Genomic DNA, 22,695 nt, shown 5'->3' on the forward strand with positions numbered 1-22,695 from the left:
AACTCGCTTGCCTTCATCATCTCACAGATTTTATGGTTTTCGGATAGGCCCTTAGAACCTGTGGTACTTTAATAGCTGCGGCTGCGAACTTCAGTATACTAATAGGCTGAAGATCAAACCCTCAAGTAAGGTGATCCAGCCGTGGTCGTTGCAGTCGAAGCCCTACTCACGCCCGAAATCCTGCGCCCAGCTCGCTACCTCGGTAATGAGTTGGGTGCAGTGCATAAGCCTTGGGAAAGCGCGATCGTTCGGTGGTCGCTCACTTATCCCGAAGTTTATGAAGTAGGGGCTTCTAATCTGGGTCATATTATTCTTTACAGCATTCTGAATGCTCAACCTCGGCAGTTGTGTGATCGTGCTTACTTGCCTGCCCCTGACCTTGCCGCCAAACTGAGAGCAACACAGACACCCTTATTTGCGGTTGAGTCTCGACGATCGCTCACCGATTTTGATATTCTCGGTTTTAGCCTCAGCTACGAGTTAGGCGCAACGAATATTCTGGAAATGCTGGATCTGGCAGGTATTCCGCTGGCTTGGCGCGATCGGGCAGAGGGTGAGTATCCCTTAATTTTTGCAGGCGGCCAGACGGCTACCTCAAATCCAGAACCCTATGCAGACTTTTTTGACTTCATCGCCTTGGGAGATGGTGAAGAACTTTTGCCTGAAATTGGTCTGATTTTAGAAGAAGGAAAGATAGCTGGACTGAGTAGAGAAAGCCTTCTCTTGGACTTAGCACAGGTTCCCGGAGTTTATGTGCCTCGGTTTTATGACATGGCGGAGGATGGGTCAGTATATCCCAATCGTCCTGATGTCTCAACTCGAATTTTGCGACGAGTCGCTGATCCAATTCCCGCATACTCAATTGGTCTGGTGCCCTATATCGAGACGGTTCACGATCGACTGGTGATTGAGATTCGTCGAGGCTGCACGCGGGGCTGTCGATTTTGCCAACCAGGAATGCTGACCCGTCCAGCGCGAGATGTCGAACCTGAAAGCATCGTTGAGTCGATCGAGCAGGGAATGAGAGCGACGGGCTACAACGAATTTTCTCTACTGTCGCTAAGTTGCTCCGATTATCTGGCTCTGCCCGCAGTGGGAATGGAAATCAAAAATCGGCTCAAAAACGAGAACATTTCACTATCATTACCCAGTCAGCGAGTTGATCGCTTTGATGAAAACATTGCTCACATCCTCGGCGGCACTCGTCAAGGCAGCCTGACCTTTGCTCCAGAAGCGGGCACGCAGAGAATGCGCGACATCATCAACAAGGGCTTGACCAATGAAGAATTACTTAGAGGCGTAAAAACAGCATTTGATCAAGGCTGGGACAAGATCAAGCTCTACTTTATGATTGGCCTGCCAGGTGAGACCGACGTGGATGTGTTGGGGATTGCAGAGACCATTCACTGGCTGAGGCGAGAATGTAGTCAGAGAGGCAGAAAGCGGCTGGACTTTAACATCACCATCTCAAATTTTACGCCCAAACCTCACACGCCGTTTCAGTGGCACTCTGTCTCGACCGCTGAATTCAAACGCAAGCAGAGTCTTTTAAGAGAGGCCTTCCGTTCTCTGCGCGGCTTAAAGGTTAACTTCACCGATGTCCGCATCTCTGCAATGGAAGACTTTGTAGGACGAGGCGATCGTCGTCTTTCTAGCGTCGTCCGCCGAGCCTGGGAACTGGGAGCCGGGATGGATGCCTGGTGGGAAAGCCTGGACAAAGCCTTTAACGCATGGACACAAGCGATCGACGAATCTCATCTCACCTGGAAGTACCGCCAAGTCGAAAACGGCGAATGGAACCTCTTTGAGAACTCTGAATCAGCCCTCGAAGCGGAAGTCATCTCTCCTCGCGCAGCGGATTACCCCCAAAGGGGAACAGATCATCGAAGTTCTCCCTCATCCCTCGATTCCCCGCTCCCCTGGGACTTCATCGATACGGGCATTCATAAACAGTGGCTCAAAGAGGATTTGCAACGGGCGTTAGAAGCGGCAACTGTACCAGACTGCTCCTTTGAAGGCTGTTCTCACTGTGGCGTGTGCGGTGTGGATTTTGGGCATAACATCGTTGTTGCGCCATTACCCATTCCTGAGTTTGTGGGGCAGTTTGAACCCGATCAGCGTCGATCGCAGCGTCTTCGAGTCTGGCTAGGAAAAACTGGCGAGATGGCATTGGTTAGCCATTTAGACTTAATGCGGCTATTTGATCGAGCGATTCGTCGAGCCTCGATTCCGATTACTTTTACAGGCGGCTTTCACCCCAACCCGCGGATTATTCCCGCCAACGCGCTGCCCCTGGGAACGACTAGTTCGGGCGAAATTGTGGATTTTGAATTGACGGAAGCGATCGAGCCAGCCCTCTTTCAGGCAAAATTAGCGGCTCAATTGCCAGCAGACATGCCGATCTATCGCGTCGAAGCAGTCAGCATGAAAGCCCCCGCCTCCGCCCAGATTCTCGAAAAGGCAGAATATCTGATTACAGTGGATGTCGCTGATCAAGCTGGGGGCGATCGTCCCCAAATCTCGACAGACCAGTGGCAAACCTGGATTCAAGCCATTCAAGCAGCCGAAGAAATTTGGCTTGAGCAGACGACAAAATCTGGAAAAGTACACCTGATCAACCTGCGAGATCGGCTCTTTGAGTTGGAACTGGTAGAGAACGACCCCTCGCGGGTAACTCGAAGCGATCGCCAAACAACACTGCGCTATGTCGGTAGCTGTCGCAATGATGGCACTATGCTTCGTCCGGATCACCTGGTCTATATGCTCGAACAGATTGCCCAGCAAGAACTCTGCCTTTTACAGATTCACCGTAATCAACTGCTTCTAGCTGAGACTGAGAATATTTAATTTGGTCAGAGATAAGTAATTTGACGGAGAAGTCGAGGTACGATTCTCGCTAAATTTCAGCTAAATCTCGGTGATTTCTCGAAATTTTCGCTGAGGCGCAGATCCTCACGCTATAATGCTTTCCATTAGAGGCAGTTGTGGACTAGAGTTCCCCGTGGTTGCCGTCGGGTGAATTGCATTAGATGCCAGACGCAGCTTACTCTTGCTAGACTTTCCGCTCATCGTTCATGAGATGCAGTGACTTATCCTTCGAGGATATGCAACATTGCCTTATCGATCGCAGCTTGTGTATTGACTTGTCCGTCGCTGAGGCCGCCCACTTGAGGGTAGTTGGGCATTGATGACCTCAAGGGCTGGAATCCCCGGTTCTACATGATTTTAAGGGTTTAGCTCACAGACATTATTTAAGGAAAAAGCGAGAGGCGCAAGAACTTCGATGCCCTCCTCGCCCCCCAATTTTGAGGAAATTGAATGACAAAGCAGATTGTTATCGCAGAACAGCATCGAATTGCTGCCGTTTTTTCAGAAGATCAGATTCAAGAAATCATCGTTGCCACAGGCAGTCATCAAGTCAGTGATATCTATCTGGGCATTGTGGAGAATGTCCTGCCCGGTATTGATGCCGCTTTTGTAAATATTGGCGATTCTGAACGAAATGGATTCATTCACGTTACGGATCTAGGGCCACTCCGATTAAAGCGATCGGCTGGTTCGATTACAGAACTCCTTGCGCCACAGCAGAAAGTTCTTGTGCAGGTGATGAAGGAGCCAACCGGAAACAAAGGCCCCCGCCTGACTGGAAACATTTCTTTGCCGGGAAGATACCTGGTGCTGATGCCCTACGGTCGAGGCGTTAATCTTTCGCGTCGAATTCGCAGCGAGAACGAACGCAACCGCCTCAGAGCCTTAGCCATTCTCGTCAAGCCTGCTGGCATGGGGATTGTGATTCGCACCGAGGCCGAAGGAATGCCCGAAGAGGCAATCATCGAAGATCTGGAAACCTTGCAAAAGCAATGGGAATCGATTCAGCAAGAAGCTACCTCCACGCGCGCTCCGGCCCTGCTCAATCGAGATGATGACTTTATTCAAAGAGTTTTGCGGGATGTCTACAGCGCAGACGTAAACCGGATTGTCGTTGACTCTCATACAGGACTCAAGCGCGTCAAACAACAGTTGTTTAGCTGGGGCGGCGGAAAAGTTCCTCAAGGGGTGCTGGTCGATCATCACCGCGATCGTATTCCAATTCTCGACTTTTTCCGCGTCAACGCAGCCATTAGAGAAGCTCTGAAGCCTAGAGTGGATTTACCTTCTGGCGGCTACATTATCATCGAAAGAACAGAAGCATTGACCGTGATCGATGTGAACTCTGGCTCGTTTACGCGATCAGCAACAGCTCGTGAAACCGTTTTGTGGACAAACTGTGAAGCAGCGACTGAAATCGCTCGTCAGCTCAGATTACGAAATATTGCAGGTGTGATCATTGTTGACTTTATCGACATGGATTCTCACCGCGACAAGCTGCAAGTGTTAGAACACTTCAACAAGGCGTTGCGCGTCGATAAAGCCAAACCTCAAATTTCTCAACTGTCTGAGCTAGGACTGGTCGAGCTAACTCGCAAACGTCAGGGTAAAAACATCTACGAACTGTTTGGCAAAACCTGTCCAACCTGCGGCGGTCTGGGACATCTAGCCCATCTTCCTGGAGAGTCTGACGAAGAAGGGGAGAGCTTGGAGCGCTCTGCAGTGTCGCTGAGAGATAGTCGAGAAAGTCGGCGATCGGAGCCACGTCGAGAAATTCCCTCAGTGACAGAAGCATTTTGGGACGGAGATGACGCAGAGCCTGAGAATGGCGATCAGGATCTAGACTTGATCAACCATCCGAGCTACAGAGAGCAGGGACGAGCAACCAATCGTCGTCGCCGTCGCCGGGTGGGTGAAGAGCCAATCAGAGAAGGCGCACCCCCCAGAGAAGGGTTGCCTAGAGAAGGGCTGCCTAGAGAAGGAGTATCCAGAGAAGTCATTCGAGCGAAGACAGTTCCCTGGGAAGAACCCGTCCGCCACGTTCCAACGCCCACTCCCCTGCCTGCACTGGTCAACAGAAACGAGCCTGTAGTGGAGCCACCGGAGCAGTTGTTAATGCCGGAGGAGACTTCTGCACCTAGAGAAGGGCGTGTGCTAGACGATCGTCGAACTCGTACAGGTAGACGAGGGGCAGTTAAACCTGCTGCCGAGCCGCCAGAGTCAGTTTATGTAGAAATGACCCCCGAAGAGCAAGAAGTTTATGCCTGGATGGGCATTTCGCCCCTGGTGCTTTCGACTCGCGAGCTAAAAAATCCCAAATCAGCGACCGTAATCGTCACCCTTCCTGGGCAAGCACCTCCTGAACCTGTAGTTACGGAATCGATACCCGTTGAGGCAGCTTCTGATCAGGAGGAGAGGTTAGGTGAAGAACCTCCGGTTGGTGAGGAAGCCACCATTCCTGAACCTCGGTTTCAACCTGTCCTGAGAACTGCTGCCTCCCCAGCGCCAGAAGTTTCACTGCCAGAAGTTGAAGAGCAAAGTCAGCCTGAGCCAGAGGAGGAAGTTTCTGTAACTCGGCGACGGCGACGACGATCGTCAGCTACCAACGGGGATTCGGCAACGGGCGAATAAAGTCGGACTTTAGACTCTAGACTGGATGATCTGGAATTGGTCGAGGGTCTAAAGTTAATTTTTATGGCAAAAGCTCCTGGATTAGAGGTAGAGCTTACCTTTTGGGCAAAGGGCCAGTTGCGAATTGCGGGCGTAGACGAGGCAGGCTTGGGTAGCTTGTGTGGGCCGATCGTGGCGGCCGCTGTTCTACTTCCGGCTTACTGCCCCCTGATCGACGGGGTACGCGACTCAAAACTGCTGTCTGCGACTCAACGCGATCGACTCTTTGTCCAAATCTTGCAGCAGGCGACCGCGGTTGGTGTAGGCATTGCAACAGTTGCCGAGATTGAGCAGATTAATGTTCTGAGAGCCTCTTATTTAGCGATGCAGCGAGCGCTCAAGCGAATTCAGCCCTATGACCACGCTTTGATTGATGGACGAGCAATCAAGCAGGCTGACCTGGGAGCACATACGGCGATTATTGACGGCGATGCTACCTCTTATGCGATCGCATGTGCATCCATTGTGGCCAAGGTGAGGCGCGATCGATTTATGCAGCGTCTGGCAAAACGTCATCCTGGCTATGGCTGGGAACGTAATGCGGGCTACGGAACAAAGGCTCATCTAGCAGCAATTAAAGAACTTGGCGTGACCCGATGCCATCGCCGTACGTATGCACCAATTCAAAAAGCTTTGAAGCAGTTAGATCTGTTCGCAAACTAGCTGACCGGAAACGGAACTCCGTCTGGATTGCTTCCTGATTCTGCCTGAACTGATGCCCAGTTTCGATAATCTGACAGAAGCTGACTTAGCAATCGCTGCTTAATGGTAGTCAAAACGCTGATCAACAGTCCGTTTCCAGCAGTTTCTAGCATTGGTTTCGGCATGAATGAGAAGGGCGGCGGCAGTTCGACTAAAACTTCCAAATCTGCCTTCCCCTTCAAATAGGTTTTGCTGTTTTCTTGCGTAGGGTAGAGTCGTCCCACCAGGTTGAGGGTGAAGCGTTGATTAATGTATTCAGTTCCTCGAATTTCACAGGCGATCGACTGCACGTTTACCGTTCCTTCTGAATCCGTCCAGACGCGCAAATCAACGATCGGCTGAATGCTCAACGTCATAAAACTTAACGGCCGCATCGACAACCGGAAGCAATCTTCATTTACTTGTTCAATGCGGCTAGAAGCGGCGAGAGCCTGGACGACTCGATGGGGCTGACGAAGATAGTGAGAAATCGGTGTCGGCTGTTGTGGGACAAGGATTTCAACAGATTGAGAGTTGGCGAACCGTGTATCCATGTAGGGGGGAAGAAGGGTTACGATCGCGAATTTTACTTAACCAATTGTAACTAGCTTCTCATAGATTGCGTATCCCCACCGACGGATCAGCAGAATTCGGTTTTTTATAAAGATAATGTTTTGCAAACTCCCGTAGGAATTCTGAATCGTATGGGCTTAATTAGATCAAGATTTCAGTAATACTCAGTAGAAGTGAACCGCGATGGCAATCTCGATCGCTCATTTAGGCCCGGCTGGCACTTATGCAGAAACCGCCGCCCTCGCTTCTGTGCAGTGGTTAACACAGAATGGACAAGATGCTGTTCTTTGCCCTTATCCCAGCATTGCTCAAACGCTGATAGCTGCCGCCGACCAGAAAGTTCAATATGCTGTCGTGCCTGTAGAGAATTCGATTGAAGGCAGTGTCACTATGACGCTTGACAATCTTTGGCAGTTGGACAAGCTGCAAATTCAAAGGGCCTTTGTCCTGCCAATTTCCCATGCTCTGATGTCTCATGCAGACCGTCTCGAAGAGATTCGTGCCGTCTACTCCCATCCACAAGCTTTGGCACAATGTCAGAAATGGCTTGATAAGTTTTTGCCTACAGCTCAATTAATTGCTGCAAATTCTACCACCGAGGCGCTCCAGCATTTGAGGGAGGATCGCACGATCGCGGCCATCTCCTCTCAACGGGCGGCTCAACTTTACAACTTGCCAATTCTTGCAAGTCCCATCAACGATTACCCAGATAATTGCACTCGTTTTTTAGTGCTGAGTCTCGATTCGTCTCCTGGAGGCACCCACACGTCGATCGCCTTTGGGATGAGCGCCAATCAGCCCGGAGTATTAGTCAAGCCTTTACAAGTGTTTGCCCAACGCAACATCAACCTGACTCGCATTGAATCCCGTCCCACCCGACGCGCACGCGGAACGTATCACTTCTTCCTCGACCTGCAAGCCGATGCACGGGAATCCCCAATTCAATCTGCACTAGAGGAACTGACCCATTACACCGAAACGCTCAAAATCTTTGGCAGCTATGACATTGTGGCGATCGAATAAGCCAACGGCACTGCTTAAAGTTCAGTAATTTGTTATCGAAGTGGATGATGAGGCATCCAAATCTTGAAGAAATCAATTGTTCAGAAGTCACCGCTTCAAACCATTAAAAGTGATTAGGCAATCACCACCGACAAAAAAGAAACAATTTAGAACCAGTGTGAATTCATTTTCTTCAAAAACTCAGCAGTGATAGGATATCCAGACTCTGAGCCAAGGACTGAATCAATGCCGCAATTGGGACATAGAGCAGTTTGACCGACTCCCTCCCATTCGTCTGTCCATGCTTCAATAGCTGATGACAAGAATATTGAGCAACAGTAGAAGCAGCCGCACTTTGAGCTTGATAAAATCTCACTATGGTGGTGAATTGAATGACGGTGAGCGCGTACAAAATCTGGAGTAGTCACTGCCCAAGCTTACTCAGAAACATCGCCAAGCGTATCTTTGAGAACTGTCCGTGCTGCCAAATGGTTACGGGTTGAGGTCAAGATTTCTGACTCACGCTCCAATCGGGCGGCTGTATCCTGCATTTCTAGAAGCGACTGCTGCTCGTCGGACACCCCATAGAGATTACTAGCAATCCAGTAAGACAACTCAGTGGGTAGGTCAGGAATGCTCTCAGGAAGCTCAATTTCTTGACTCGTCAGTTTGGCAGACAATCGCACCACATCTTGAAGGAGCTGACTGACATTGTTAGCCAATGGTCGCAAATCCTGATCTGTCGGCTGGTCTTCAATCCACTCAACTAGACCAACTCGGTAAGGCTTTTCGCGGGTGTATTCCAGCACTCTAAAGCGCTGTTGTCCCAACGTCCAAACCTTCATCCGATCGTCCGGCAAGCGATGAAATTGGATAATCTCAGCACAGCACCCCACCGCAGCAGGTTTACCCTGAACCTGATCCCACATCAAAACACCAAATCGACGATCGCTCTCCAGAATCGTATTCATCATGATCCGGTAGCGAAACTCAAAAATATGCAAGGGCAACGGTCTACCCGGAAACAAAACGACTTCAGGTAGAGGAAAAAGCGGAAGTTCTCGAACCGCGATCGATGACGAAGATGCCATTACTTACCAAATAAAAAGACTGCTCCTTTATTTACTCTAGCCCATTCAGACTGAGGAATTGAAGCAGACTCAGGGTTTCTGTCAAAATTCACAAACACAAAACACAGGGCGACAGACATTTTGCCCCCTGCATTTCATCAGCTTCTACTTTTCAGAGGTCAAAGCTTCACTTCGATATCCACTCCAGCCGGGAGATCAAGCTTCATCAAAGCGTCGATCGTCTTCGAGGAAGGCTGGTAGATGTCGATAATGCGGTGGTGAGTACGAGTTTCAAAATGCTCACGAGCATCTTTATCAACGTGAGGAGAACGCAATACGCAGAAAATACGGCGACGAGTCGGGAGAGGGATCGGGCCGATCGCTGTAGCGTTAGTGCGATTTGCTGTGTCCACAATCTTCTCGCAAGAGGTGTCGAGAAGCCGACGGTCGAAAGCTTTCAAACGAATCCGAATTTTTTGCTGCTGAATCGTTGCCATTGGATTGTCTAGGTTCTGAATAAACGATATTGGACGGGTCTGAACAAGTGCCCAGTGTAAACAGTCTAAAGCTATCAGCAGCCAAACTCAATTGCTGACCACTGATAGCTGATTAACCTTTGTAGAAGCTATTTGAGGATCTTGGCAACTACGCCTGCGCCCACAGTCCGACCACCTTCACGAATTGCAAAGCGCATTCCTTGTTCAATCGCGATCGGGTTGATCAGTTCAACGGTCATTTTGATCCGATCGCCTGGCATGACCATTTCAGCTTCACCACCCTCATCGGTCGTAAAGTTACTAATAGTTCCAGTTACGTCAGTGGTTCGCACATAGAATTGAGGACGATATCCAGGAAAGAAAGGAGTGTGACGACCGCCTTCTTCTTTCTTCAGAATGTAAACCTCAGATTCAAAGGTGGTGTGAGGTGTAATGGAACCAGGCTTTGCAAGCACCATTCCACGTTCAATGTCTTCCTTCTTCAAACCCCGGAGTAAAATTCCCGCGTTGTCTCCTGCCATGCCCTGATCGAGACTCTTCTTAAACATCTCAATCCCAGTAACGGTAGTTTTCTGGGTGTTTCTGATGCCAACGAGTTCTACATCATCTTGAACCTTGACTGTACCTCGCTCAATTCTTCCTGTTGCGACAGTTCCCCGACCCGTAATCGAGAAAACGTCCTCAACCGCCATCAAAAAGGGCTTATCGACTTCGCGCTCAGGAGTTGGGATGTATTCGTCAACTGTATCCATCAAGGTGTAGATAGCGTCAACCCACTCATTAGTGCCACGACCCGCTTTGGGATTGGCAGTCATCGTTTCTAGAGCTTGCAAGGCAGAGCCAGCAGTGATAGGAATTTCGTCACCAGGAAAGTCATAGGAGCTAAGAAGCTCACGAACTTCCAGTTCCACAAGTTCTAGCAGCTCTTCGTCATCCACCATGTCTTTCTTGTTCAGAAAAACTACTAGACGAGGAACGCCAACCTGTCTCGCTAACAGAATGTGCTCACGAGTTTGGGGCATTGGGCCATCTGCCGCCGATACAACTAAGATTGCACCATCCATCTGAGCCGCGCCTGTGATCATATTTTTCACATAATCAGCGTGACCTGGACAGTCTACGTGAGCATAGTGACGCTCGGCTGTCTCATACTCGACGTGAGCAGTGTTAATCGTAATTCCTCTCGCCTTTTCTTCAGGTGCCGCGTCGATATCAGCATACTTCTTACCTGTCGCCTGACCCAATGCAGCCAATGTCATTGTAATTGCGGCAGTCAAGGTCGTTTTACCGTGGTCAACGTGACCAATCGTACCGATATTAACGTGGGGCTTTGTCCGTTCAAACTTTGCGCGTGCCATGTATTATTGTTCCTCTTGACTGAATTATGCGTTCCCTTTGTTCTTTGCGATGATGGCTTCAGCTACGTTACGAGGCACTTCTTCGTAATGGCTAAACTCCATTGTAAACGTACCTCGTCCTTGCGTCATAGACCGGATGTCGGTGGCATAGCCAAACATCTCCGCCAATGGAACTTTGGTTGAGACCTTGGCAATTCCCCGTTCAACGCCCTGAGCTTCAATCTGACCTCGGCGAGAAATCAGGTTGCCCATAACGGTGCCCAGGAAATCTTCAGGAGCTTCAACTTCGACCTTCATGACAGGTTCTAGAAGGACAGGTGAAGCTTTCATGACTCCATCCTTGATCGCCATTGAGCCTGCGATCTTAAATGCCATTTCATTGGAGTCAACTTCGTGGTAAGACCCATCAATTAATGTGGCCTTCACATCGATGAGCGGATATCCAGCGAGAATACCAGATTCACAGGCTTCCTTCATGCCCTGCTCGGCTGGGCCGACGTACTCTTTAGGAACGGTGCCACCCACGATTTTGGAAATGAATTCAAAGCCAGTGCCCGGTTCACCCGGTTCGACAGTGATCACAACGTGACCATACTGACCTTTACCACCACTTTGGCGAATGAACTTTCCTTCAGATTTCACGGCCTTGCGGATGGTTTCGCGATAAGCCACTTGCGGCGCACCCACGTTTGCCTCCACTTTGAATTCGCGGAGCATCCGATCAACCAGAATCTCGAGGTGAAGCTCACCCATCCCAGCGATGATCGTCTGATTAGTTTCCTGGTCAATGTTAACCCGGAAGGTTGGATCTTCTTCAGACAAAGCTTTGAGCGCTTTAGAAAGCTTTTCCATGTCCTGCTTGGTTTTGGGTTCAACCGCGACCGAGATGACGGGTTCGGGGATAAACAGCGACTCCAGAATCACCTGTGCGTTTTCGTCACAGAGGGTATCTCCAGTCAGAGTATCCGAAAGTCCTGGAATCGCCCCCAGATCTCCAGCCCGAAGTTCGTCTACATCAGTGCGATCGTCGGCTTTCAAAATAATCAACCGAGACACGCGCTCTTTTTTGCCTTTAGAAGAGTTCATGACGTAGCTACCCTTCTTCAAAACGCCAGAATAGACGCGAACAAAGGTCAAGCGACCCACAAACTTGTCCGCCATCACCTTGAATGCCAAAGCCGACATGGGCGCGCTGTCATCTGCTTTGCGCTCAACGGTTGTGCCATCAGCAAGCAGACCTTGAATCGGAGGAACATCGATCGGAGCAGGCAGATAATCCAGCACTGCATCCAGCATTAGTTGAACGCCTTTGTTCTTGAAGGCAGACCCACAGAGCATCGGCACCAAAAATTCGCCGTTTACGCCTTGAATTGTCCCTTTTCGCAGTGCTGCTTTGATTTCAGCTTCGGTCAGATCTTCACCTGCGAAGTATTTCTCCATCAAAGCATCGCTGGTCTCAGCAACAGATTCGATCAGTTTGGTACGGTACTCCTGTGCCAGTTCTAGAACATCGTCAGGAATATCAGTTTCCTCAATATCGGTTCCCAAGTCGTTGTTGTAGATGTAAGCGCGCATCCGCACCAGATCCACAATGCCTCTCAACTTGTCTTCTGCACCAATGGGGATTTGAATTGGCACTGCATTGGCCCGAAGGCGATCGCGCACCTGTTCGTAGACCTTGTAGAAGTTTGCACCTGTCCGATCCATTTTGTTCACGAACACAATGCGGGGAACGTTGTAACGATTGGCTTGCTTCCACACGGTTTCAGACTGAGGCTGCACACCACCCACCGAGCAGAACACCGCAATTACTCCATCTAGTACTCGCATAGAGCGCTCGACTTCGATCGTGAAGTCAACGTGCCCAGGGGTATCAATGATGTTGATCTGGTGATCTTTCCAACTGGTACTGATGGCGGCTGCCGTGATGGTAATTCCACGCTCACGCTCTTGCTCCATCCAGTCCGTAGTGGCAGTCCCTTCATGGACTTCACCAATTTTGTGAACGACCCCTGAGTAAAACAAAATCCGCTCAGTCGTCGTTGTTTTGCCCGCATCAATGTGGGCTGCAATTCCGATATTGCGTACTCGTTCGAGCGGGGTTGTACGAGCCACAGCTACCTCCTTAGTCTCTGCCGCATGAGTCGATAAAATACACTACTGCTTCTATTAAGTATTTTAACTTTCTAGTAACGATAGTGGGCGAAAGCTTTGTTGGCTTCGGCCATCCGGTGGGTTTCTTCCCGTTTGCGGATCGCGTTGCCAGTTTCGTTAGCAGCATCCATCAGTTCACTCGCTAGTCTGGCTGCCATTGTGCGACCGGGGCGTTGACGAGAAAACTGAATCAACCAGCGTAGGGCAAGAGCAATACCGCGATCGGGGCGGACTTCCATCGGCACCTGGTAGGTAGCACCCCCGACTCGACGGGCTTTGACTTCCACCAGAGGCGTTGCGTTGCGAACAGCCCGTTCAAACACTTCGAGAGGTTCTGTGCCTGTCCGCTCTTTGATGGTTTCAAAGGCATCGTAGATGATGCGGGAAGCCAATGACTTTTTGCCACTCTTCATAATTCTTCGCATCGTCATGCTGACGAGACGAGAGTTGTAAACCGGATCTGGCGGAACGGGACGCTTTTTAATGACAACGCGACGAGACATAGTAAGCCTTTTAGAAAGAAATCAGGATTGCTTGTGAAAATTCAACTTTTTGAGCTGAACATACGGCAGGAACTACAGCGCACAAACGGCTCTGAGAAAGATTCATCTTCCTTCAAAGCTGCTTTCAACTATTTCAACCAGCAGGTTTGGCTAACTGGAGGAGGCAGCGAGAGGCTCAAAAAATGAGGTTCTCAGGCTACTTACCTGCGGCTGCCTTGGGACGTTTGGCACCGTATTTGGAACGACCTTGCTTGCGGTCTTTAACGCCTGCGGTGTCGAGGGTGCCACGGATAATATGGTAGCGAACACCGGGTAAATCTTTCACCCGTCCGCCACGAATCATCACAACAGAGTGTTCTTGGAGGTTGTGACCAATACCGGGAATGTAAGCTGTGACTTCAAAACCAGAGGTCAAGCGAACCCGCGCCACTTTACGCAAGGCGGAGTTAGGCTTTTTGGGGGTCGTCGTGTAGACCCGCGTACAGACACCACGACGCTGAGGGCAACTCTTGAGCGCCGGAGATTTAGTTTTCTTTTGCGCTCTGTTGCGCTCAGTACGAATGAGTTGCTGGATTGTGGGCATTTTTTGGCGTAGGCAGCTTTGACTGTTCCAACTTTCAACAAATATTGAGCATACCAATCTGTCTGCGTCACTGTCAAACACATTTTATGAATGACCACAGATGATCGGTCTACAGTTCAGGAGATCTCACCGTTCTACAACAGAGAAAGACGTTCCGCAGCCGCAGTGTTGGGACGCATTGGGATTATGAAAGCGGAAACTTCCTCCCATTAGATCCTCTGAATAGTCTAGCGTTAAACCATTGACATAGGGAAGGCTCTGTGGGTTGATCGCCACTCGAATTCCTTGACAATCATGAATCTGGTCATCGACCTGCGCGACTTCCTCAAATTTTGTGATGTAGGACAAACCAGAGCATCCGATCGCCGCCACACCCACTCGAAAGTAAACCTGCGGACTTTTTTGACGTGACTTAAGTCGCATCACCTCATCGGCGGCGGATTGACTGAGATGAATCATACGAATCGCTAACGAAACTGTAGGGGCGATCGTACCGTGACGGAGAAGACTTTTCGACAAAAAATAAACGAGGCGACCCGTTCTGATAGCCCCGTTTTATTTATCGTCTTGGAATTAATGTCTTGAAATTAATATCTTGAAGATTGCTTTGAGACCTCTACTGAGCGCGAGAGTAGTCGTCTTGAAAACGCACAATATCATCTTCGCCCAAGTATTCGCCGTTTTGGACTTCGATGAGAATCAGGGGAATCACCCCAGGATTTTCTAGACGATGCGCGGTGCATTGAGGAACATAGGTTGATTGATTGCTGCTGAGGGTCAAGTCTGCTTCGCCACAGGTGACTCTTGCCGTTCCTGAAACAACGATCCAATGTTCGCTGCGGTGATGATGCATTTGCAGGCTCAGGCGATGACCTGGCTTGACCTCAATGCGCTTGATTTTGTAGCCGCGTCCTTCTTCCAGGATCGTAAAAGAACCCCAAGGACGAAGTTCTGTGGCTGCGGCTCCTTTGAGAGGAGTTGTCGATGTCGATAATGTGAGCGTGGGAGTCTGCATAATCTCTTGAGGTTGAGCCACCGTTCCTCTCCTTTACACTGAATTTAGTTTGTTTAACTGTCGTTAGAAATCCAGAACCTTTGCCAACCAATCAGACTAACAAACGCTTTTAAGGGATACCACCGCGAATCGAACCATTTAGAAGAAGTTTACAAATTCTTCACGGAGTTTTTCTAGGGAGTTGCAGGAAGAAAAACGCCGATAGCGTTATGGACACGGGCTGATGAGCGAGGGGGACGATCGAGGATTTGACCTCCTAAGTAAAGCGTGGTCGAACTTCCTCCATCCAGATTCAGTGCATTTACGGCTCCTAATTGAGACATCATCTGAGCAGTTTCACTTAAGGTTGCGCCTCTGCCGCCGACTCGATTGTGAACCGAAACGATGAGCAGGGTGCCGTCTGAAGTCTGTCCGATCGCGCTTCGGGCAGCAGTTTCTTGAATGAACGCCTCACTAAATTTCTCAAGTCTGCCATCCAATACAATTTGACGATTTTGAATCAGCAACGGCCCCGCTCCCACAATGTTTTGGTAGGAACTGAGGTCAGAAGGGAGGGAGATATTCTCTAGCTGGAGCGACGTGCCGATCGTTAACAAAGCCGCCGCATTTGCACTCGATCGAGCCACCAGCAGATAGCCATTCGTCGGAATTGCAAAAGCACTCCCTGCCTTGCCTCCAGGCTGTTGATTCGTGACCTGATTGTTTTGAACCGTGATCAAGATTTCGTTGTCACCCAGCGTCGTGTAGCTGGCACCCCAAACCGCTGTATAGCGAGAAATTCCAGCTTGAGGATAAGCGCTATTGAGCGTGGCGAGGGGGATGCGCTGATTGGAAGCGACGATCGTTTCTTGCAGCGTCAGGCGATCGAACCTTGTTTCACCCGTTTCATTCCAGGCAAAAACGCCACGATTGAGAATCGGCCCAGATAGCCACTGCCCATCAAGACGAATTGCACCAAGCGGTAGCTGGTTATTACGATTAAAGAAGCCTCCATTAATGGCAGCGCTCGCTTGAGACTGTCGAGCCGTCTGGATTAGGGGCGCAGTTCCTACAACAGTTGGATTGGGGAGAATGGGGCGGATTTTCATGCCTGGCTGACGTGGATTGACTTCAAGCCAGATGACAGGGAATCGCGACGATCCCACGGTTAAGGTTTGCTGTCGCCAGCGCAGTCCGCTTGACCAGAGAATATTTAGGTTGGGCAAGTAGTCCGATCGCAGGTCAATCACAATACGACTTGGATTCGACAAAGTTGAAATCTGCGATCGCTGCGTAATCGGAATCCCTAAGCGAATCGTTGTTTGATTTGACCCCGCCTCCACTTTGAGCGACTTGACCTGAGTTGTCACCTTGGGCTTGAACGCTTGAACGAACGCGGGATCAGTTTGGGCATCCAAGGTCAGGATAAATTCTTGACTTTGCTGATCGACCTGCCAGGGAACGGGACGATCGAGATCAATCACAATACGATCGCCAAACGGCTGCTGTCCCTGACGAATTCCGACCAACTTGGCAACGGGCGTATTGATGCGTAAACTCTGACCCGATGCCTGGATTTGCCACCCATACTGCTGCGCTAGAGTAGTGATATCCAGGTAGCGAAGCGGCGCGATCAGGCGAGTCGAAAGGATTGACCCTTGAGCCGTGGGAAACCACTCGATCGGCTGTCTCAAGACATCCGACGTACTCAACAAATTCGCTCCAAATAGCTGATTCAACGTTGCATCGCTTAACCCAATTCGAGTTGTCCCGCCTGTCTGCCATTGAATCCAAGGAACATTGAAGGTGCGGCCGTTGAGCGAGATTTGAGTGCCCTGTTGAGGAATCTGTGCCAGCTTTTTGGGAGGTGGCGGCTGAAAGTTGAGCGGTTGGGGAGCGGATGGCTGCGGGTGCTGTCCTAGAGGCATAAAATTGAGCGGTTTGCTCGAAGAGTCAGCAGTTCCGGGCTTTTGAGCGATGAGGAAAAGCGCGATCGTTAGCCAGACTACCGATACTGAGTGAAAGAGTCTTGTACGCTGAAACGACCCCTTGCGGGTAACTCCAAGAGAGCGCATCTCATTTTGACGATGATCTTGACAATGACAACAAGTTTTAGTCCTAACCACAGGCTTCCTTACCGTTCTGCGCGTTCTAAAAAGTGACGATTTTTAAAAGTGATGACTGAGGCGCATTTTACTCGACTCGGCTGATTCTGAACTGAGATATTTATTTTTGTGAAGTTTTTTGTGAAGAAAGTGTCCAAACTGAGAAAGCACCATCAGGTCAGCATCCTGAGTTATCAAGAAACACTGACTTTGAGACTGGCCCTTCCTTAAGCCACCCATGATATGAAGTACATATGAAGTAGCATAGTGAGTCTCCCCATCCGGTCGTTCTTCATCTTTTAGGACGATTTGCCTTCGTAAGTTGCTCCTCGAAGAACTCAAATTTTTTACGATCGCTTTTTACCACAGGGATTGCCAGCAGAAAGGATCTTTTATAATATTTTTACTTTATCCTTTTTTCAGGTCAGGCAATTTCCGCATCGATCACTATTTGCTTAGTCACGATTCAAGCAAGCTCGTAAAAGCGTCGAACGTTTAGGTCTGCAAACCTGCTGAACGGGTCAACGTTGAAGCTAGAGGCAGCTTTGTCAGTGAGCGCAATAGACGTTCTGCTTCTGTTTGTCAGTGAACTTGACTAGCACAGTTTTTTAACTGATTGTGTGATCTATGTCATTCATATTTTATCTACTCAGGCTTTTAGCGCTTTGATTTTGGCAGTGAACGCCGCGATCGCTCAGAGCATCCCAACCTTCGATTTCTTCCTAGAAGAAACAAAACTCTCATTGAAATGAACGAAATGAACCATCCCATGATCAACGCAAGTGCAAATTTAGAGAACAGTCAAGAATCGGATGCAGGGTATGCAGGGCAACGGTGGTTAGTCGAAGAACGGGATGCCTGTGGGGTGGGCTTTATTGCCGATCGTCAGGGAAGCGCCAGCAGCGATCTGGTTGCCAAAGCGTTGTCCGCCCTTGCCTGTCTTGAACATCGGGGAGGATGTAGCGCCGATCAAGATTCTGGGGATGGTGCGGGGGTGATGACGGCGATTCCGTGGGAGCTTTTGCAGCAGTGGGCAGCTTCTCAGGGAATTTCAGCTTTGAAAACGGCTCAAGTGGGTGTCGGCATGGTCTTTTTGCCCCAAAAGTCAGAAGATGTGGCGGCGGCGAAACAGAAGATCGAAAAGGTTTTGACCGAAGAAGGATTGACGCTTTTGGGCTGGCGTGTGGTGCCCGTCAAGTCAAATCTGCTGGGCATTCAGGCGAGAGAAAATCAACCGCAAATTGAGCAACTGGTCGTGCAGTCTGAGCTTCAAGGAGACGCACTAGAACGGCAGCTTTATCTGGTTCGCAAACGGATTCATGGCATTCTCAATCCCACTTCGACGAACAAAGCTGGCGTGTCAGAGTGCTATTTTTGCTCATTTTCAAGCCGAACGATCGTTTATAAAGGCATGGTGCGATCGTCCGTGTTGGGCACCTTTTATGAAGATTTGCAGAATCCTGCTTACAAGAGCGCTTTTGCGGTTTATCACCGTCGCTTTAGCACCAACACAATGCCGAAGTGGCACCTGGCACAGCCGATGCGATTGGTCGGTCACAATGGCGAAATCAATACGCTGTTGGGCAATGTGAACTGGATGGTAGCGCGGCAGGCGGATATTGCTCATGCTCACTGGGGCGATCGTGTCGAGTTGCTCAAGCCGACTGTCAATCCTGAAAACAGCGATTCGTCTAACTTGGATAATGTGCTGGAACTGCTGGTGCGATCGGGGCGCAGTCCGATGGAAGCCTTGATGATTCTGGTGCCAGAAGCTTACAAAAATCAGCCCGACCTGACGGATCATCCTGAAATTACCAATTTTTACGAATATTACAGCGGCATTCAAGAACCCTGGGACGGGCCAGCGCTGTTGGTGTTCAGCGATGGAAAACGGGTGGGGGCGACACTCGATCGCAATGGTCTGCGTCCGGCTCGCTATTGTCTGACCGATCAATATATTGTGGTCGCTTCCGAAGCTGGCGTAGTGGACATTCCAGAGTCAGACGTGATTGAGAAAGGCCGACTAGGGCCGGGACAGATGATTGCCTTTGATCTCGATTCTCATGAAGTTCTCAAAAACTGGGAACTCAAGCAGCGAGTCGCGTCCGAAAATCCCTATGGCGACTGGTTAAAGCAGCGCCGCAACATTCCCCCTCAACCGCCAACCGAAACGACGCTGATGGATGGTCGAACCCTGCTGGGTCATCAAACCGCCTTTGGCTACACGTCTGAAGATGTGGAAATGATCATCCAAGAAATGGCGGCTCAAGGCAAAGAACCGACCTTTTGTATGGGCGATGACATTCCGCTGGCCGTACTGTCTACGAAATCTCACTTGCTCTACGACTACTTCAAACAGCGCTTTGCTCAGGTGACCAATCCGCCGATCGACCCCCTGCGCGAAAAGCTCGTAATGTCTCTGACGATGCAGCTTGGAGAACGCGGCAACCTGCTAGAAGCCAAACCCGAATATGCCAATCTGTTGATGCTGGAGTCGCCCATTTTGGATGACAGCGACCTGGAGCAGGTGCGGCAGTCTGGTCTAGAAACGGCCAATTTATCAACGCTGTTTGCGATCGCCAATGGCCCTGAAGGTTTGAGACGTGCTGTGACGGAACTTTGTCAGAAAGCAACGGAGGCTGTTCGGTCAGGTCAGAAAATTTTGGTGTTGAGCGATCGTCTCACGCCCTCTGGCCAATTCACCCATCTCAACACAGATTACAGCTACATTCCGCCGATGCTGGCTGTGGGAGCCGTTCACCATCACCTGATTCGTCAGGGCTTGCGAATGAAAGCGTCGATCGTTTCGGACACCGCTCAGGCCTGGAGTACTCACCATTTTGCTTGTCTAATTGGCTACGGTGCGAGTGCGGTTTGTCCTTATTTGGCGCTCGAAACGGTGCGTCAGTGGTGGTCTGATTCGCGTACCAAAGCCTTGATGGAACGAGGCAAAATCAAAGCGGCCAGTCTGTCAGCAGTGCAAGCAAACTTTAGAAAAGCGATCGAAGACGGTCTGCTGAAGATTCTTTCTAAAATGGGAATTTCGCTGCTGTCGAGCTACCACGGGGCGCAAATTTTTGAAGCGATCGGCATTGGTTCCGATTTGCTCAACCTGGGATTTACCGGAACGGCTTCTCGGTTGGGCGGTCTGAGCGTGACGGATCTGGCTCAAGAAGTGCTGTCTTTCCACTGTCGCGCTTTTCCTGAACTGAATGCCAAGAAGCTAGAAAACTTCGGATTTGTGCAATATCGTCCCGGTGGCGAGTATCACATGAACAGTCCCGAACTGGCGAAACATTTGCACAAAGCCGTCGCCACCAAGAGTTTCGACCATTACGACCTGTATCAAAAGCATTTACAGAACCGACCATTGACAGCGCTGCGCGACTTATTGGATTTTAAGAGCGATCGTCCTTCTCTGCCCATTTCAGAAGTCGAATCTGCGGCCGAAATTGTCAAACGGTTTTGTACAGGTGGGATGTCGCTGGGTGCGTTGTCTCGCGAGGCGCATGAAGTGTTGGCGATCGCCATGAATCGCATCGGTGGCAAATCGAATTCGGGTGAGGGCGGCGAAGATCCGGTTCGCTTTAACGTTCTCAATGATGTCACCGAAGGATTGTCTCCGCTGTTGCCTCATCTAAAAGGCTTGCAAAATGGTGACACCGCTAATTCGTCAATTAAACAGGTAGCATCTGGTCGATTTGGCGTGACTCCTGAATATTTGATGAGCGCCAAGCAGATCGAAATCAAGATGGCTCAGGGCGCAAAACCGGGCGAAGGTGGACAGCTTCCTGGCCCCAAAGTCAGCCCTTATATTGCGATGCTGCGCCGATCGAAGCCCGGTGTCACTCTAATTTCTCCGCCGCCTCACCACGACATTTACTCGATCGAGGATTTGTCCCAACTAATCTTTGACCTGCACCAAATCAACCCATTGGCTCAGGTGTCCGTCAAACTGGTCGCCGAAGTAGGAATCGGCACGATCGCCGCTGGGGTCGCCAAAGCCAACGCTGACATCATTCAAATCTCTGGTCACGATGGCGGAACGGGTGCCTCTCCCTTAAGCTCGATCAAACATGCGGGAAGTCCGTGGGAATTAGGCTTGACCGAAGTTCACCGCGTTCTCATGCAAAACCAACTGCGCGATCGCGTCACCCTGCGAGTAGACGGTGGCATCAAAACAGGCTGGGATGTCGTCATGGCAGCGCTGATGGGCGGTGAAGAATATGGCTTTGGGTCGATCGCGATGATCGCTGAAGGCTGCATTATGGCGCGGATCTGCCACACTAACAACTGTCCGGTCGGCGTGGCCAGCCAAAAAGAAGAACTGCGGAAACGCTTTCCGGGAACGCCTGAGCATGTGGTCAATTTCTTCTACTTTGTCGCGGAAGAAGTGCGATCGCTCCTGGCACGTCTGGGCTACCGCTCTTTGAATGAGATCATTGGTCGAGCGGATTTGCTGAAACCTCGTGAAGTTAGCCTGACTAAAACCACGAGTCTGAATTTAAGCTGTTTGACTCAGCTACCGGATACTCGTCACGATCGCACCTGGCTGACTCATGAATCTGTCCATAGCAACGGCCCAGTTCTGGATGATGAATTGCTCAGGGATGCTGGCATTCAGACCGCGATCTGGGATCAGGGCAGTGTGACAAAAACCGTTCGAGTGGTGAATACCGATCGCACCGTCGGCAGTCGGATTGCAGGCACGATCGCCAAACAGTATGGCAACACGGGCTTTGGTGGTCAAATTTCGCTCATCTTCCAGGGCAGTGTCGGTCAGAGTTTTGGTGCATTCAATCTGCCTGGGATGACGCTGATTTTAGAAGGTGAAGCCAATGATTATGTCGGCAAAGGTTTACACGGCGGCGAACTGATCATCAAGCCTACCGCTGACGCAGCCTACGATCCGTCGTTGAATGTGATCATCGGCAACACCTGCTTGTATGGAGCCACAGGCGGCAGTCTATTCGCCAATGGTCAAGCGGGAGAACGGTTTGCAGTCCGCAACTCGAAAGCTCAAGCCGTGGTTGAAGGAGTCGGCGATCACTGCTGCGAATACATGACCGGGGGAACGATCGTCGTTCTCGGTCGCAACGGTCGCAACGTGGGCGCAGGCATGACAGGCGGTTTAGCGTACTTTTTGGACGAAGACGGCAGCTTTCAAGCAAAGGTCAACCCAGAGATTGTCAAAGTCCAGCGGGTGATTTCTCCAGCAGGTGAGCAGCAGTTGAAGGAATTGATCGAAGCGCATCGCGATCGTACAGGCAGCCCCAAAGCCAAAGCGATCTTGGCGGACTGGTCAACCTATTTGCTCAAATTCTGGCAAGTCGTACCTCCATCTGAGAAAGACACCCCCGAAGCCAATCCCGAAGTGACGACTGAAAAGATACTAACCCCCGCCTCTTGAGCGAGTCTCAATCTGGTTAAGAGGATGTTTGAACAGGTGTTGTTCATGGCATTCACCCGCCCTGGATTGAAATCCGGGCTACCCGTGCGAACTCCGTTGAAACGGACTCAAGACGCTGAAATGGCTCCGGAGTCCCTTCAGTGGACTTTCCTCAGTTAGCCCGTACTTCCAGTGCAGGGCGGGACAGCATCGAAGCAAAGAAACTCTGGTCAGCATCAGTAGCCCCT

At 50.3% G+C, this 22,695-nt stretch carries 16 protein-coding genes; 5 read left to right on the plus strand and 11 right to left on the minus strand.

Annotated features, from left to right (window positions below; all coding sequences use genetic code 11):
- Window positions 1-141 precede the first annotated feature (141 nt).
- The 3 genes from ACJ2PR_RS16475 (at window position 142) to ACJ2PR_RS16485 (ending at window position 6,201) form a co-directional block, all read left to right on the plus strand.
- Complete coding sequence (locus ACJ2PR_RS16475) at window positions 142-2,847, plus strand: TIGR03960 family B12-binding radical SAM protein (RefSeq protein ID WP_446877803.1); 2,706 nt, start codon at window positions 142-144, stop codon at window positions 2,845-2,847.
- 471 nt (window positions 2,848-3,318) lie between these two features.
- A complete protein-coding gene (locus tag ACJ2PR_RS16480; protein WP_446877804.1) occupies window positions 3,319-5,499 on the plus strand; it encodes an Rne/Rng family ribonuclease in 2,181 nt (726 codons plus the stop codon).
- A 63-nt stretch (window positions 5,500-5,562) separates the two neighbouring features.
- A complete protein-coding gene (locus tag ACJ2PR_RS16485) occupies window positions 5,563-6,201 on the plus strand; it encodes a ribonuclease HII (protein ID WP_446860811.1) in 639 nt (212 codons plus the stop codon).
- Here ACJ2PR_RS16485 and ACJ2PR_RS16490 read toward each other — a convergent pair.
- Window positions 6,198-6,773: a DUF1997 domain-containing protein gene (locus tag ACJ2PR_RS16490; protein WP_446860810.1), complete on the minus strand. Its 576-nt coding sequence runs from the start codon at window positions 6,771-6,773 to the stop codon at window positions 6,198-6,200. The genes ACJ2PR_RS16485 and ACJ2PR_RS16490 overlap by 4 nt on opposite strands.
- Before the next feature lie 202 nt (window positions 6,774-6,975).
- Here ACJ2PR_RS16490 and pheA point away from each other — a divergent pair, with 202 nt between their 5' ends.
- Entirely contained in the window at window positions 6,976-7,815 is an 840-nt protein-coding gene (pheA, locus tag ACJ2PR_RS16495; protein ID WP_446860809.1) for a prephenate dehydratase, read from the plus strand.
- A 172-nt stretch (window positions 7,816-7,987) separates the two neighbouring features.
- Here pheA and ACJ2PR_RS16500 read toward each other — a convergent pair whose 3' ends face one another.
- From ACJ2PR_RS16500 to ACJ2PR_RS16545, 10 genes are all read right to left on the minus strand, one after another.
- Complete coding sequence (locus ACJ2PR_RS16500) at window positions 7,988-8,170, minus strand: hypothetical protein (protein WP_446860808.1); 183 nt, start codon at window positions 8,168-8,170, stop codon at window positions 7,988-7,990.
- A 61-nt stretch (window positions 8,171-8,231) separates the two neighbouring features.
- Window positions 8,232-8,885, minus strand: coding sequence for an LON peptidase substrate-binding domain-containing protein (locus ACJ2PR_RS16505; RefSeq protein WP_446860807.1), 654 nt, complete (start codon window positions 8,883-8,885; stop codon window positions 8,232-8,234).
- Between the two features lie 158 nt (window positions 8,886-9,043).
- Window positions 9,044-9,361, minus strand: coding sequence for a 30S ribosomal protein S10 (gene rpsJ / locus ACJ2PR_RS16510; RefSeq protein WP_446860806.1), 318 nt, complete (start codon window positions 9,359-9,361; stop codon window positions 9,044-9,046).
- Window positions 9,362-9,489: 128 nt separating this feature from the next.
- Window positions 9,490-10,719 carry an elongation factor Tu gene (gene tuf, locus ACJ2PR_RS16515; protein ID WP_446860805.1) on the minus strand — a complete coding sequence of 410 codons (1,230 nt, stop codon included), beginning with the start codon at window positions 10,717-10,719 and terminating at the stop codon, window positions 9,490-9,492.
- Window positions 10,720-10,743: 24 nt separating this feature from the next.
- Window positions 10,744-12,834 carry an elongation factor G gene (gene fusA / locus ACJ2PR_RS16520; protein ID WP_446868312.1) on the minus strand — a complete coding sequence of 697 codons (2,091 nt, stop codon included), beginning with the start codon at window positions 12,832-12,834 and terminating at the stop codon, window positions 10,744-10,746.
- A 71-nt stretch (window positions 12,835-12,905) separates the two neighbouring features.
- Window positions 12,906-13,376 (minus strand): 30S ribosomal protein S7, encoded by a 471-nt coding sequence (rpsG, locus tag ACJ2PR_RS16525; protein ID WP_446860803.1) that lies wholly within the window; start codon window positions 13,374-13,376, stop codon window positions 12,906-12,908.
- A gap of 196 nt (window positions 13,377-13,572) precedes the next feature.
- On the minus strand, window positions 13,573-13,959 hold the full coding sequence (rpsL, locus tag ACJ2PR_RS16530; protein ID WP_446860802.1) for a 30S ribosomal protein S12: 387 nt from the start codon (window positions 13,957-13,959) through the stop codon (window positions 13,573-13,575).
- A 126-nt stretch (window positions 13,960-14,085) separates the two neighbouring features.
- The gene (locus tag ACJ2PR_RS16535; protein WP_446877805.1) at window positions 14,086-14,478 is read right to left on the minus strand and encodes a HesB/IscA family protein; all 393 of its coding nucleotides are present in this window, start codon (window positions 14,476-14,478) and stop codon (window positions 14,086-14,088) included.
- Between the two features lie 97 nt (window positions 14,479-14,575).
- Window positions 14,576-14,995, minus strand: a complete 420-nt coding sequence (locus ACJ2PR_RS16540) for a cupin domain-containing protein (RefSeq protein WP_446860800.1) — start codon at window positions 14,993-14,995, stop codon at window positions 14,576-14,578.
- A 152-nt stretch (window positions 14,996-15,147) separates the two neighbouring features.
- Entirely contained in the window at window positions 15,148-17,028 is a 1,881-nt protein-coding gene (locus ACJ2PR_RS16545; protein WP_446877806.1) for a phosphodiester glycosidase family protein, read from the minus strand.
- A gap of 778 nt (window positions 17,029-17,806) precedes the next feature.
- Between ACJ2PR_RS16545 and gltB the strand changes: the two genes are divergently transcribed.
- On the plus strand, window positions 17,807-22,468 hold the full coding sequence (gene gltB / locus ACJ2PR_RS16550) for a glutamate synthase large subunit (RefSeq protein WP_446877807.1): 4,662 nt from the start codon (window positions 17,807-17,809) through the stop codon (window positions 22,466-22,468).
- Window positions 22,469-22,695 lie beyond the last annotated feature (227 nt).

It is taken from the genome of Phormidesmis sp. 146-33 (assembly GCF_052939515.1).